Source organism: Desulfocurvus sp. DL1XJH-121 (assembly GCF_054819825.1).
Map to the genome: position 1 here is coordinate 29,772 of NZ_JBTVWW010000022.1, position 13,360 is coordinate 43,131.

Sequence of the window (13,360 nt, forward strand, 5' to 3'; positions counted from 1 at the left end):
CGCCCTATCCGGCGTCCGGCCCGGCGGGCCCGTCCATCTTCAGATCGTCCATCTTCAGATCGTCCATGTTCAGGTCCGGGTCCCCGGCCGCGTCGGAGCCGCCGGAACGGGCCTCCAGGAGCTTGGCCACGGCCTCGCGCAGGCGCGATTCCGAATCGAGCATGAACTGGGCCGAGACCACGATGTTCTCGCCCTCGGAGAGGCCCGAAAGCACCTGGTAGGTGTTGTCGGCCCCCTCGGCGCCGAGGCGCACCTCGCGCGGCTCGAACCTGCCCCGGCCCCGGTCCACGAAGACCAGGGTCCGCTCGCCCGAATCGATGACCGCTTCCTGGGGCACCACCAGGACCTCGCCGCCCACCTCGGATTCCAGGTAGACGTTGGCGTACATGGCGGGCTTGAGCTCGCCGCCGGAGTTGTCGAAGGTCAGACGCAGGGTCGCCGTGCGGGTCTTGGGGTTCAGGTAGGGGTAGACGAAGAACACCTTGCCCTGGAAGTTCTTGCCCGGGAGGTAAGAAAGCTCCATGCGCGCGGTCATCCCCAGGCTCACGAAGGGCAGCTCGTACTCGTAGATCTCGGCGTCCACCCAGACCCGGGAGATGTCCGCGATCTCGTACTGGTGCATGCCCGCCTTGACGAAATGCCCCTCGTAGGCGTCCTTCTTGGTGACCACCCCGGTGGCCGGAGAATAGACAGTCAACGTCCTGCGGGCCTTGCCTTCCCTGGCCAGCCGGGCGATCTGCGCCTCGCTCATGTCCCAGTTCAGCAGCCGCCTGTGCGCCGCGTCCAGGAGCCTGCGCGCGCCCTCGCGCACCTGTTGGTAGTCGCTCCCGCCCAGTTCGCGGACCTGCCGAAGGGCCAGGAGGTACTCCTCCTGCGCCGTGACCAGGTCGGGGCTGTAGATGTCCATGAGGGGCTGCCCCTTCTTCACGCCCTCGCCCACGAAGGACACGTACAGCCGCTCCACCCAGCCGTCGAACTTGCTGGTCACGGTGTACATGCGCCGCTCGTCGTAAGTCACCGTGCCCAAGGCGCGGATGGAGCGGGACAGGGTATCGCGCCGCACGGGGGCGATGCGCACGCCCATGTTCTGGATGGTCACGGGGTCGATGCGGATGGTGGAGGTGGGTTCCTTTTCCCCGGGGCCTTCCTCCACGTACACGGGCACGAGGTCCATGCCCATGGGCGACTGGCCGGGCTCTTCGCGGATGTAGGTGGGGTCCATGGGCGCGACCCAGTATTTGATGGTCTTGCCCGTGGCGGGGTCGACCTCGCCTGCGCGGGGGCCGTCGGCGGCCCGGGCCGGAACCGCGGCCAGAGCGAGGAAAAGGGAAAAGGCAAAAAGGGAAAGGCGAAGGGTATGCATTCTATTTCTCCGGGAAAGAATCGGTATCGGGGGGACGGGGTGCGGAGGCCCGCGCTACGGCCAGGGCTGCGGCCACGGGGCCGCCCAGGGTCTCTTCCAGTCGGGCCATCATCTTGCGGGCCTCGAAGCCATACTGCTCGGACCGCAATTCGAAGCGCACCAGGCGCAGGCGAGCCTCGACCATGGAGTCGAAGCCCACACGGCCCACGGAATAGGCGGCCAGGGAGGAATCCGCGGCCTGCTCCGCCTGCTTGGTGAGGGCCGTGTCGAACAGCCGCCTGTTCTCGCGCGCCGTCGCGATCTCCGCCACCAGGGCGTCGATCCTGTGAGGCAATTCGCGCTCCAGGGCGGCCAGGGACCTGCGCGCCGAGGAAAGGCGGGACTGGGCGGCGGCGAGCTTGCTGTCCTGCCGCGTGGCCTGCCAGAGGGGAATGCTGAAGGTCACGGAGGCGGAAACGAAATCCGAACGGTCCCTGCCCGTGGACGGGTCCTCGTCGCGCTGTCCGTAGCCCAGGCGGAAATTCATGTCCGGGTAATAGTCCTTGCGGGCCAGGTCCACGTCCAGGGCGGCCTTGTCCACGGCCGTCCTGCGCGAGAGGACCACGGGATTCAGGCGCAGCGCCCCCGTCGCCAGGGTCGCGGCCGCCAGGGGCTCCCCCTCCTCGTCCTCCGGCAGGACGGGGGGCTCGACGTCCACCAGATCCTCGCGGTTCAGCAGGGCGTTGATGCGGTCCGCGAGCACGCGGCGCTTGCGCTCCAGATCGGCCTGCTCGTCCAGCAGTTCCGACAGGCGGACCTGGCCGGAAAGGATGTCCTGCTGCAGGCCCTTGCCCGTGGCATAGCGGGTCTCGGCCACGCGCAGCATCTGGCCCACCATGGCCTGGAGCTGCGCGTTGACCTTCAGGCTCCGGGCCGTGAAGCCCAGATCGTACCAGGCCTCGGCCACCTGCCGGGCCAGCTCCAGCCGCTTGGCGCGGACCAGGCGGTCCTGCACGTCGGCCTTGAGCACCGCGGCCTTTTCCGCCAGGCCCAGGGTCCCGAACCAGGGCATCTGCTGCGAGACGCCGATCTGCTTCTGGGTCATGGCCTCCTGGTCCAATTCAAAGGAGTCCACGGGCACGTTGGACAGCCCCAGGCTGAATCCCGGGTCCGGCAGGGAGCCCGCGAAGGGGGCCTCCTCGCGCAGGGCGCGGACCTGGTCCTCCAGGGCCAGGAGGTCCTGGTTGTTGGCCAGGGCCTCCTCCACCAGCGACCGCAGCGCCGGGTCCTGCCGGGCCGTCTCCTGTCCCCGCGCCGCCGTGGACCAGATGAGGACTCCCATCAGCAGGCCCAGGCAGGCCAGCGCCAGGCCTGGCGCAGGAGGCCGCATGGCCAGTGCCGTTGTATTCGATTTCCGCATGATGCTTCTCCTGAATCGGTTCTTCGTCGCGTCCGGGCGCCTCCACGATGGAATTTTTCACCCTATATCCATACTACGTTCCACGGAAATGGACAGCACGAAGTCCGCGACCTCAGGCGCATCTCAAGAACCGTTCCAAAACCACACTGTTTTAGTCGTGTTTATTTTGGCTTGATTTATCGGCGTATTGCATCCCCGCCCTGCGCGGCAGGGCCTCCGGCCGCCGCAAGGCCCTCCCCTGCACTTGTGCAAGATGTGTCCCCGCCACCTGCACATGTGCAAAGGCGGCCGGGCAAGATTCTGCACAACCGGGGAGACGCCGATGCGCCTTGCCAACGGACCGGAACCAGGGCACCCAGGAGCAAGGAGATGGCGATGCGCCTTTCAGCCTTCACAGAGCGCGGACCGTGCCGCTTCGAGTTGTCCGTGGGCAAGGGCGCGGCCAGGGCCGTGGTCTTCGCCTCCACGGACCTGCTGCGGGACATGGAGGAGGACGTGGGCCGCCAGCTGCGGGGCGTGGCCGCCCTGCCCGGCATCGCGGGCCCGGCCCTGGCCATGCCCGACGCCCACGTGGGCTACGGCTTTCCCATCGGCGGGGTGGCGGCCTTCGATGCGCACGAGGGCGTGGTCTGCGCCGGGGGCGTGGGCTTCGACATCGCCTGCGGGGTGCGCTGCCTGCGCACGGGGCTGTCCGTTGCGGACGTGCTCGGCGCACAGTTGGAGCTGGCCGACGCCCTGTTCGCGGCCGTGCCCTCGGGGGTCGGGTCCACGGGCGGCATCCGCCTGTCCGCCAGGGAGCTGGACGCCATGCTGGCCGGAGGCGCGGCCTGGGCGGTGAAACAGGGCTACGGCAGCACCACGGACCTGGACTGGATGGAGGAACGCGGCCGCATGCCCAGGGCCGACCCCGTGGCCGTGTCCGACACGGCCAAGCAGCGCATGCGCGACCAGTTGGGCACTCTGGGCTCGGGCAACCACTACCTGGAAATCCAGGCCGTGGAGGAGGTCTTCGACGCCCGGGCCGCGGACGCCTGCGGCATCGCGCCCGGGGACGCGGTGCTCAGCATCCACTGCGGCTCGCGCGGCCTGGGCCACCAGATAGGCAAGGACTACATGGCCCTGATGCTGGACGATGCGGCGCGCGCGGGCACCCTGCCCCCGGACCGGGAGCTGGCCAACGCCCCGGCGGACAGCAACCTCGGCCGCGCCTATCTGGCGGCCATGCGCGCGGGCGTGAACTGCGCCCTGGCCAACCGCCAGGCCATCACCCATCTGGCGCGCGAGGCGTTCTCCCGCGTGCTGCCCGGGGCGCGCCTGGGCCTGATCTACGACGTGTCCCACAACACCTGCAAACTTGAGCGCCACCGCGTGGACGGGCGCGAGCGGGACCTGTTGGTGCACCGCAAAGGCGCCACCCGCGCCTGGGGCCCGGGGCACCCGGGCCTGCCCGCGCGCTACGCGGAGACGGGCCAGCCCGCGTTCATCGGCGGGTCCATGGGCGCGCCGTCCTACATCCTGGCTGGCGAAGCGGGCAACGAGGGACTCTCTCTGGGCTCGGTGTGCCACGGCGCGGGCCGGGCCATGAGCCGGGCCAGGGCCAAAAAGGCCTTTCGCGGGGGCCAAGTGCTGGAGGAACTGCGCGGGCGCGGCATCCTGGTGCGCACCGCGAGCATGCGCGGGGCCGCCGAGGAGGCCCCGGGGGCGTACAAGAACATCGAGGCCGTGGTGGACGCCACCTGTTGCGCCGGGCTGGCCCGGCGCGTGGCGCGGCTCGCTCCGCTCATCTGCGTCAAGGGTTGAGGCCGGATCAGCGTACACACCCCATGGATCAAGGACACATGCACACGACACCCTCGCCCCAGCGCCTCATCGGCCTTTCGGGCTGGAACTACGCGGATTGGAAGAACGGTTTCTACGCCGGGGTGAAGAAAAAGGACTGGCTCAAGCACTACGCCACGCGGTTCCAAGCCGTGGAGGTCAACGCCACCTTCTACCGCGAGCAGAGCCCCGAGACCTTCGCCGCCTGGCGCGAAGCCACGCCCACGAATTTCCGCTTCAGCGTCAAGGGCCACAAGTACGTGACGCACATGAAGCGGCTCCTCGACCCCGAAACCACGATCCCCCGCCGCGCCCCGGCCGTGGATGAGTTGGGTGACAAGCTGGCCGCCCTGCTCTGGCAGCTCCCGGCCCACTGCCGCGCCAACGTGGAGCGCCTGGACCGCTTCTGCGCGGTGCTGCGCGAGCATTTCCCGCACACGCCCCAAGTCATGGAATTCCGCCACCCCACCTGGTTCACGGACGAGACGCGGGACGTTCTGGAAAAACATCGGGTGGCCAACTGCATCTCCGACTCCGGCACCTGGCCCCGCTGGGACGCGGTCTGCGCAAACCTCGCCTACCTGCGCCTACACGGCAGCCCGCAGACCTACTACAGCGCATATGACGAGGAATTCCTGGAAGACCTGGCCGTGCGAATCACGGCCTGGAACATGGCTGGTACGGACGTGCAGGTCTACTTCGACAACACCGCCGAACAGCGGGCTCCAGGGGACGCCATGCGGCTGTTGGGGATGCTGGGGGAAGACTGAGGACGAGCGAGCGTGGCCCACCCGGATTCAAATCGCACAGCATCATAAAGAGTTACGCGTGACTGCCGATAAGGGGTCTGGTGGGATTCATTTGCCGGTAAACGATGGTCATCGGGGGATGAAGATGTACATCGGAAGCACCTCAAACCTTGGGCTCGCATCGGACATCAGTTCGCTGGCCAGCGCCGCGTCCGCTTCCGTCTCGACGGCTTCCGCCGCAACGACATCCGCTTCGTCGACCTCCGGCAGCAGCAACCTGCTGGCCGGAAACTTTGTGAACGCCGCCTCCGAAACCTCCAAATACATCGAGGCGCGGCTGGGCGCATTCCAAATCCAAAACAGCATTGAAAACGCTCAGGCCAGCAGCGCGAGCTCTCTGCTTGATGCCGCGGGAGGCCTTTTCTTCCTCAAGGATGACGGTGGGGGCGGCGGAGACCGTAAGTATGTCGAAGGCGTTTTGCACAAGCTGAAGGTCGATCGCCTGGCGAAGAATCAAAAAAACAAAGAGGCTATCGAACATTCCGAGCCTGTTTTGGAGGAAAGCCGGGACCAGATCGAGGATGCGGCTCAAGAGGCCACCGCGCCGACCGACGCGAACGGCGAACCGCTTCCCGGAACAACGGATGGCTCCTCGGATGGAGTAGAGGCGCTCGCGCCGCCAGATGCCTTGGATCAGACGCTTGATAGGCCTCAAAACACAGTGGCGGATGCGTCATCCGCTGCACAGGTCGATCCGCAAACAACCGGCCAAGCGGCCGCCCAGGCGCTTTCCGCGTACACGGCTCCCTTGATCGGCGACCTTGACTTGTCCAGCACCTTAGGCGCGGAGGTCGATATTTCGGTCTAGCCGGGCTGCGGGCACCATGCATTGGGAAAAGACGGGGATGGTTCACTTGCGCCGTCCCCTTTCGTTTTCCCTCCGGGCACGGGACGCCGGCAATGGCAACACCCCTCGCGTATTCAACATTCGATACGCGTGGGCTCGGTTTCTCCGCAGCAATGGCGGGGACGCCTGCGCGGCTGGGGCTCGTTTCGCACGCACGTACGCGCTTTGATGTACTTCAGCAGGGCGTTGTCCACGTGGCTGTGGAACTGGGCGGCGCCAACGTCCGTCAGGGCTTGTTGGCCACCCGCAGGTAGGACTTGACCGCGCGCACGCCCTCCTCGGCCTTGGCGTGGGCGATGGACTTGCCCACCTCGGCCTCGGAGCCCACCAGCCCCAGAAGCACCACCTGACACTGGACCACCTTGACCTCGACATTGGTGGACCAGATGTCGCCGTCGCCGATGAGCGCGGCCTTGACCCCGGCCAGGATGTCCAGATTCTCCGTTGTGCCGCAGGCGGGATCGTCCTTGGCCGGAAGCAGGTACGTGGTCACCCCGGCCACGCCCTCCACGGCCTTGGCGATGGACACGGCCTTGGCCTTCTGCGTCGCGTTCTCGTACTCGCCCACGAGATAGACATGCCCGGTGTACGTGTAGGGCTCGATGCCCAGCACGGACATGTCCGCGTCGTCGTAATAGCGTTTCATGATGGTGGCCGAGATAGTCTTGTCCGAGGCCTGTCGGCTCAGGCTGCGCTCGTCCACGGCGGCCTTGTAGATGGTGCCGCAGCCCGCGGCGGCCATGGCCAGCGCGACGATCAGCGCGCACCCGATCATGCGGATGTACATGGGGTCCTCCCTGGGCTTCTACTTCTTCTTGCCCTTGTTCTTGCCCTTGAGCTTCTTCTCGCGCTCGGCCTCGCGCATCTTCTTGGCCTCTTCGCGCTCCTGCTCGGCCTCTTCGCGCTCCTGTTCACGCTCGATCTTGCGCTCTTCGCGCTCGCGCGCCATTTCTTCCTTGCGCTGTTCGCGTTCCTCCTTGGCGGCCTCGCGTTCATCCGCCATCTCCTCCTTGCGGAGTTCGCGCTCGTCCTTGGCGGCTTCGCGCTCCGCCTCGGCCTCGTCCTTGCGCAACGCGCGCTTGCTTTCCTCTTCTTCCTGGCGCAGCTCGCGCCGGCGTTCACGCTCCTCCTTGCCCAGCTTCGCGCCATCGCCGCCGTCCGCGTCGTCCTCGTCGGCCCAGGCCAGGGGCGCGAACAAGCCCGCCGCCGCCACGACCGAGCACCCCGCCAACTGTTTCAAGGCCCTGCGCCGCGATGTGTCGCAACCCATATCTTCGCTCCTTTGTCCAAAACGGTTTCCAAGCCCTACGATTATGCCACCGCCATCGCCTTGAAGCAATGAGGAAGCGGAAAAACACGGCCCCCGCGCATGCGCGGGGGCCGTACGCTCTCGACACAGGACGACCGGTCGAATCCTACCCGTTCCCCGCCCTGGACACCTCCACGCGGTTGCGCCCGTTTTCCTTGCCCGCATACAGGGCTTCGTCCGCGTATCGGATCAGGACGTCTTCGGTCGCCTCGCGGCCGGGGACGAGGGAGGCCACGCCGAGGCTGATGGTGACGACGCCGTGCGGCGATTTCGCATGCTCCAGGGCGAGGTTCTCCACCGCCAGGCGCATGGACTCCGCGAGGTCCACGGCCCCGGCCTCGTCGTTTTCCACGATGGCCGCGAACTCCTCGCCCCCGTACCGGGCGAAGACGTCCGTGGGCCGCTTGAGCATGCCGTGCAACGCCGAGGCCACGGAAACCAGGGCCGCGTCGCCCTGCTGATGCCCATACGTGTCGTTGTATTTTTTGAAATGATCTATGTCCAAGATGATGAGCGACAGGGGCTGGCCGCTTCGCTGGTGCGCGCGCCAATACTGCCGCAAACGGCGGTCGAAGTTGCGCCGGTTGAAGACCTTCGTCAGCCCGTCGGTATGGGAAAGCTCCTGCAGCCGTTTGTTGGCCCTCTCAAGGGCGCTGGTGCGCTCGTTGACGACGCCCACAAGGGTGTTGAACCCCGCGATCAAATACCCGATCTCGTCGTCCGTGGTCTGCGGAAGACGCGGCAGGGCCTTGCCCCCCTCCATCCTCCTGACCTGTTCGGCGGCGCTGTTGAGGGGGCGGAAATAGATGGTCAAGGTGCCGAAGATGACGACCACCACCAGCGCGATGAACACGATGTGCGTGAAAAGATCCCTGATCGTTTCGGCTTTCGCGGGCCTGAGGACGGCTTCGAGGGGGGCATGGACCACGACGAACCAGTCAGCGGATTGCATGCCTTCGATGGCGACGATGTTCCTGATGTTGCGGTTGTCGTCGGCGATCCCCACGCCGGAATAGCCTTCCATGGCCCTGTCGCGCAGGGGCATCACCCCCGGCGCCAGCGCAGGCTTCAGGATCATGTCGACCCGGGACGAGGCGACTATCAGACGATCCCGCCGTGAAATTATCAGCACATCGCTGGGAAAATCCACGCTGTCGTCATGCAGGAACCCGAGGAAATCGGGGGAATCCAGCGTGACGGGAGCGACGAGCACCCCCAGGAGCCCCCCCGAGGCGTCGCGGATCGCCGCCGCGAACAACAACATGGCGATGCCGGTCCCCCGGGCCCGGTAGGCCTTGCCGATGACGACCCCCTTCTCCCGCCCGGCAAGGCGACACCACCGCTCAAGGTCGGCGGGCAGGATGTCCTTGGCAGGCAGGGAGAATCTCTCGGCCATCAGGCTCTTCCCGTCTGGCCGCACAACGCCGAACCCGTGGGAGAAATACTCCACCAGGTCCATGGAGTTCTGCAGGTACCCATCCAGCAGGGCCAAATCCCGGAGATGCGATTCGGCCAACAACTCGGCGATGGCCGCAAGGGACTTGGTCCGCTGCGTGAGCTTCCTGTCGATGCTCCTGGCCAGGTGCTGGGCGCTGGCCATTTGCACGCGGTTTATTTCATTCTTTATTCGCAAGATGTCGGACTGATAGATGAAGACCTCGATCAGCGCGGACAGCATCAGGAGCAACCCAACCAGGATGAACGACAACCTGAAGGGTATTCTTTTTCGCAAGGCTATTTTCTGCATGGATCGCTGCTTTCCCGGCTACGCTTCACCCGATTCGCACAACGCATCATCCCCGCCAGGGCCAGAACGGAAGAGAGGCCATTGTTCAACATCTAGCACAGCGGCAGGTAATTGAGAAGCGCCGGGGGCGACCAAGCGGCCGCCCCCGCATTTTTTGCACGCGGCGCACGCGAGGCGGGCTGCGACGCCCCTCCCGGGGACCACGCGACATTTCGGCAGGATCATGGCGCTGCCGGAAGTCCGTTTCATCATGCTTCCCTGGTCCATGCATCAGAAAAAAACACAATTTTTCATTGCGTTCTCTCCTCTCAGAGAGGTAGCTAATTCACACCATGGCCATACCCCGCACGCTCTGCAATTTCGGTTTCGCCACCCTCAACGTCTTCGTCCTGTTCGCATTCAGCAACCTGGCCGTCTTTTTCAGTTTTTACAGTTTCCTCAACCAGCTTCCCATCTCCCCGCAATGGCATGGCGTGCTCATCGGCGCCTTCTCGGGCAGCGCCCTGATCGTCCGGCCCCTCATCAGCCCCTGGCTCGATGCGGATAACGCGATCCGGGCCATCGCCGCGGGTCTCGCCCTGACGATGGCCTCGCTGCTGCTCTATGCGCACGCCGCCTCCCTGGTGCCCATGCTGCTGTTGCGGATAGTGCATGGAACGGCCTACGTGATCATGATGTCGGCTGCGGTGGCGCTCCTGACGATCTTCATGCCCGAGGAAAAGAGCGGACAGGGCTTCGGCATCGTCACCATCATGACCCTGCTCCCCTACGCCGTGATCCCCTACATGCTGGGGCACGGCCTGTCCTCGGTGGCCGGCGGCGCCATATACACGTACACCGCCTTGCTGATGCTGGTCCCGGGCTGCCTGCTTCCGCTGCTGTCGAAACACGTGCAAAAGGCCAGGACCGAAACCGCCGAAGCACGACAGCCCCTGTCCCGGGGACCCTTGCTTGCGAACCTGCGCCGACCGAAAATCCTTGTGCTGCTGCTGGCCAACGGACTGGTCTTCTGCGTTTTTTCCTCCATGTTCTTCTTTCTCAAAACCTTTTGCGCCACGGCCGGCCTCGGCGATCCCGGCCTCTTTTTTTCCGCCGCGACCTGTGTGATGATCGCCACCCGGCTCTTCCTCGGCCCGCTTTTCGACAGATTCGACAAGGGAATACTGGGCGCGGCCAGCCTGCTGCTGTTCGCCGGGGGCATGCTCATGCTCCGGTCCATGAATTCCCTCGCGGTTTTCTATGCCGCCGCCGTCCTGTTCGGCGTGGGGGTCGGCTCCGCCTCACCGCTCATGAACGCCTTGATGTTCACCATTTCCCCGCCGCAATACCGCGGCCTCAACACCAACCTGATGATCGAAATGGTCGACGCCGGATTCGTCATCGGCCCCACCGCATGCGGCTTGGCCCTGGCCGCCGGTTTCGGCTTCACGTCCATTTGGGGCGCCTGCGTTGCGGCCCTGGTTCTTTCAGCCGGCCTGATGGGCCTTCTCAAAAACTCCAACACACCACAAAGTCATGACTGAAACACCTGAAATCCCCGTCCGTTTTTTTCTTGCCCAGCTCATGCTCCCGGTCCGCAAAATCATGGTCCGGACCGCGGTCGAGTGCGCCAGCCAGGTGGCCGAAACCCTTTCCTTCGACAGCAGTGAGACAGGCGGCATCAAGCTGGCGGTCGAGGAAGCCTTCTGCAATGCGGTCGATCATTTCTCCGGCATTGCCAAAGAAGACGAACGAATCCATCTCGAATTCTATGTCGAGGGGGACCGCCTGGTCATTTCCATCAGGGAAAGGGGCATCCCGTTCGACCATCCCCAGGCACAGCGGTTCATGCCAACCGATCTGGATAGCGCGGACATGCCGGGGCTGGGATCATTGCTGATGCAACAGAGCATGGATTCGGTAGAGCGTTTCGTGCACGGGCGGGAGGGCAAGGAAGTCCGCATGACCAAAAAAATCCGCTACGGCTCGCTGCCCGCCGAGGTGCTGGACACCAAGCCCGTCGTGCGGCGAACCAAGAGGCCCACGGTCGCAAAACCGGAAGTGCGCCTGACCCGCCCCGATGAACTGGCGGAAGTGTGCCGCCTTGCCTGGCGGTGCTACGGCTTCACCCAGGAGGATTTCCTCTACGACCTCGACGCACTGACCAAAAAGGTCGAGAGCGGGGAATTCAAGTCGGTCATCGGCATCGACCCCGAAAGCGGCAACATAATCGGCCACTCCGGCTTCAAATACCACGATCCTTCGGTCAAGGTCCCGGAATTGGGGCTTGCCTTTGTCGATCCGGCCTACCGCTCCCCGCACCTTGCCCCGATGATGGCGCAATTGCTTTTCGACATGGCCAGGGACGAAGGAGACAGAGGCGTTTTCGACTGTTCGGTCACAACGCATACCTTTTCGCAAAAGGCCTTGCAGGAGGTAATGGGCTCCAGGCCATGCTGCCTCATGCTGGGCATTGCCGCCTCCGGCATGCAGGTCAAGGAGCTGGCCACGTCGAAGCAGGAAAAAGGCTCGGTGGTGAACCACTATTACGCCTTCGACCGGTCGCCGGAAACGATCTTCATCCCCGCGCATCACCAGGAGATGGTCGCCGACATATACCGCTGGATGGAAGTCCCCAGGGAATTCGGCGTGCCGGACATGGAGCCGCCCTCGGGCGCGTCGTCGATCAGCCTGTTTCCCCTGCCCGACGAACTCAACGTCGCCTTCATCGTGGTCCACGCCATCGGGGCGGACACCGTAAAGGAAATAGCCGACGGGTTGCGGCAATGCCGGAAGGATCGAATGGACGCCGTCTACCTCTTCCTCCCGGCCAACGACAAGGCGGCGGCGTACCTGGTCGAGCAGTGCGAGCGCCTGCGGTTCTTCTTTGCCGGAGTCATGCCCCACATCCACGACGGGCACGACAGGGTGCTGATGCAGTATGTGGACATACCGCTCGATATGGATGCGATCAGGGTGTATGGCGACATGTCCCGCCAGCTCAAGGCCTACGTCATGAAAGAGCAACAGCGCGTGCAGGACTTGCGATAGCGGGCTCGAACCGCCCCCAGGAGGAGGTCGCCACGAACAGCCTGGCCACGTCCACGAAGCGGCGGTCGTAATGAACTTTATCATTTCCCAAACTCAAAAAAATGCTTGGATGGTAAAACACCCCGCAAACCGTTCGGAAGGCGTCGGATGCAAGTCGCAAAAAACAAAACAGGCCCTCGCGTATCAGGGCATACGCGAGGGCCTGTTTTGTTTGCAGCAACGAAGCAGACGGCGCCTTGTGGACGGCTTGCGCTAGAAGACGTCGGCCATGGTGTAGAGCTTCCCGGCCTTCTGCCCGGCCAGCCACTTGGCCGCGCGCAGGGAACCGGCGGCGAAGGTGTCGCGGGAGTGGGCCTGGTGGGTGACCTCGATGCGTTCGCCCGGGCCCATCATGTACACGGTGTGCACGCCCACCACGTCGCCGCCGCGGATGGTCTGCACGCCGATCTCCTTCTTGGGGCGCGCGCCGATGATGCCCTCGCGGCAGTAAGTCCCGGTCTCCTTGAGGTCCCAGTCCCGGGCCTGGGCCAGGCATTCGGCAATTTTGAGGGCCGTGCCGCTGGGCGCGTCCTTCTTCTGGTTGTGGTGCAGCTCCACCATCTCCAGGTCGTAGCTCTCGCCCAGGAGCTGCACCAGCTGGGGCAGCACCTTCAGGAGCACGTTCACGCCCACGCTCATGTTCGGGGCCCAGAACACCGGGCCGGTCTTGGCGATCTCCTCCAACTCGGCCTTCTGCCCGTCATCCAGGCCCGTGGTGCCGATGACGATGGGGTGCCCGGCCCGGGCGCAGGCCCTGGCGTCGGCCACGGACACGGCCGGGGCCGTGAAGTCGATGACCACGGCCCCCGGGCATTTGGGCAGCAGCGCGGCAAGGTCCGTGCTGCACAGGCAGCCGAACATGTCCAGGCCGTCCTCGCAGCCCGCGCGCTCCACCACCCCGGCCAGCTCCAGCTCCGGGTCGGCCTTGACCATATTGGCGATGATGCCGCCCATGCGCCCCTTGGCGCCCATGACGATGATCGAAGTACTCATTATATC

Annotated in this window: 11 protein-coding genes; 5 read left to right on the forward strand and 6 right to left on the reverse strand. The window is 65.1% G+C overall.

Going from position 1 to position 13,360, the window contains the following annotated elements; all coding sequences use genetic code 11:
* Positions 1-4: 4 nt before the first annotated feature.
* Complete coding sequence (locus ACYYG1_RS14050; protein WP_461210956.1) at positions 5-1,363, reverse strand: efflux RND transporter periplasmic adaptor subunit; 1,359 nt, start codon at positions 1,361-1,363, stop codon at positions 5-7.
* 1 nt (position 1,364) lies between these two features.
* Entirely contained in the window at positions 1,365-2,762 is a 1,398-nt protein-coding gene (locus tag ACYYG1_RS14055) for a TolC family protein (RefSeq protein WP_461210957.1), read from the reverse strand.
* A gap of 375 nt (positions 2,763-3,137) precedes the next feature.
* Here ACYYG1_RS14055 and ACYYG1_RS14060 point away from each other — a divergent pair, with 375 nt between their 5' ends.
* From ACYYG1_RS14060 to ACYYG1_RS14070, 3 genes are all read left to right on the forward strand, one after another.
* Positions 3,138-4,562: an RtcB family protein gene (locus ACYYG1_RS14060; protein WP_461210958.1), complete on the forward strand. Its 1,425-nt coding sequence runs from the start codon at positions 3,138-3,140 to the stop codon at positions 4,560-4,562.
* 38 nt (positions 4,563-4,600) lie between these two features.
* On the forward strand, positions 4,601-5,350 hold the full coding sequence (locus tag ACYYG1_RS14065) for a DUF72 domain-containing protein (RefSeq protein WP_461210959.1): 750 nt from the start codon (positions 4,601-4,603) through the stop codon (positions 5,348-5,350).
* A gap of 118 nt (positions 5,351-5,468) precedes the next feature.
* A complete protein-coding gene (locus ACYYG1_RS14070) occupies positions 5,469-6,197 on the forward strand; it encodes a hypothetical protein (RefSeq protein WP_461210960.1) in 729 nt (242 codons plus the stop codon).
* A gap of 265 nt (positions 6,198-6,462) precedes the next feature.
* Here ACYYG1_RS14070 and ACYYG1_RS14075 read toward each other — a convergent pair whose 3' ends face one another.
* The 3 genes from ACYYG1_RS14075 to ACYYG1_RS14085 form a co-directional block, all read right to left on the reverse strand.
* Positions 6,463-7,023 (reverse strand): BON domain-containing protein, encoded by a 561-nt coding sequence (locus tag ACYYG1_RS14075; protein ID WP_461210961.1) that lies wholly within the window; start codon positions 7,021-7,023, stop codon positions 6,463-6,465.
* An 18-nt stretch (positions 7,024-7,041) separates the two neighbouring features.
* Positions 7,042-7,506: a hypothetical protein gene (locus ACYYG1_RS14080; RefSeq protein ID WP_461210962.1), complete on the reverse strand. Its 465-nt coding sequence runs from the start codon at positions 7,504-7,506 to the stop codon at positions 7,042-7,044.
* A 145-nt stretch (positions 7,507-7,651) separates the two neighbouring features.
* Positions 7,652-9,292 carry a sensor domain-containing diguanylate cyclase gene (locus ACYYG1_RS14085; RefSeq protein WP_461210963.1) on the reverse strand — a complete coding sequence of 547 codons (1,641 nt, stop codon included), beginning with the start codon at positions 9,290-9,292 and terminating at the stop codon, positions 7,652-7,654.
* Positions 9,293-9,624: 332 nt separating this feature from the next.
* On the opposite strand from ACYYG1_RS14085, the gene ACYYG1_RS14090 reads away from it, so the two are divergent.
* Together ACYYG1_RS14090 and ACYYG1_RS14095 are read left to right on the forward strand one after the other, a co-directional pair.
* Complete coding sequence (locus ACYYG1_RS14090) at positions 9,625-10,815, forward strand: MFS transporter (RefSeq protein WP_461210964.1); 1,191 nt, start codon at positions 9,625-9,627, stop codon at positions 10,813-10,815.
* Positions 10,808-12,322, forward strand: a complete 1,515-nt coding sequence (locus tag ACYYG1_RS14095) for a GNAT family N-acetyltransferase (RefSeq protein WP_461210965.1) — start codon at positions 10,808-10,810, stop codon at positions 12,320-12,322. Before ACYYG1_RS14090 ends, ACYYG1_RS14095 begins: the two co-directional genes overlap by 8 nt.
* Before the next feature lie 252 nt (positions 12,323-12,574).
* Here the strand turns inward: ACYYG1_RS14095 and dapB are convergent, their stop codons facing one another.
* Positions 12,575-13,354, reverse strand: coding sequence for a 4-hydroxy-tetrahydrodipicolinate reductase (gene dapB, locus ACYYG1_RS14100; protein WP_461210966.1), 780 nt, complete (start codon positions 13,352-13,354; stop codon positions 12,575-12,577).
* Positions 13,355-13,360: the final 6 nt, after the last annotated feature.

Excerpts from the sequence above, each read along its gene's own strand:
- ACYYG1_RS14050 (WP_461210956.1), bottom strand. The coding sequence starts at position 1,363 with ATGCATACCCTTCGCCTTTCCCTTTTTGCCTTTTCCCTTTTCCTCGCT.
- ACYYG1_RS14055 (WP_461210957.1), bottom strand. The coding sequence starts at position 2,762 with ATGCGGAAATCGAATACAACGGCACTGGCCATGCGGCCTCCTGCGCCA.
- ACYYG1_RS14060 (WP_461210958.1), top strand. The coding sequence starts at position 3,138 with ATGCGCCTTTCAGCCTTCACAGAGCGCGGACCGTGCCGCTTCGAGTTG.
- ACYYG1_RS14065 (WP_461210959.1), top strand. The coding sequence starts at position 4,601 with ATGCACACGACACCCTCGCCCCAGCGCCTCATCGGCCTTTCGGGCTGG.
- ACYYG1_RS14070 (WP_461210960.1), top strand. The coding sequence starts at position 5,469 with ATGAAGATGTACATCGGAAGCACCTCAAACCTTGGGCTCGCATCGGAC.
- ACYYG1_RS14075 (WP_461210961.1), bottom strand. The coding sequence starts at position 7,023 with ATGTACATCCGCATGATCGGGTGCGCGCTGATCGTCGCGCTGGCCATG.
- ACYYG1_RS14080 (WP_461210962.1), bottom strand. The coding sequence starts at position 7,506 with ATGGGTTGCGACACATCGCGGCGCAGGGCCTTGAAACAGTTGGCGGGG.
- ACYYG1_RS14085 (WP_461210963.1), bottom strand. The coding sequence starts at position 9,292 with ATGCAGAAAATAGCCTTGCGAAAAAGAATACCCTTCAGGTTGTCGTTC.
- ACYYG1_RS14090 (WP_461210964.1), top strand. The coding sequence starts at position 9,625 with ATGGCCATACCCCGCACGCTCTGCAATTTCGGTTTCGCCACCCTCAAC.
- ACYYG1_RS14095 (WP_461210965.1), top strand. The coding sequence starts at position 10,808 with ATGACTGAAACACCTGAAATCCCCGTCCGTTTTTTTCTTGCCCAGCTC.
- dapB (WP_461210966.1), bottom strand. The coding sequence starts at position 13,354 with ATGAGTACTTCGATCATCGTCATGGGCGCCAAGGGGCGCATGGGCGGC.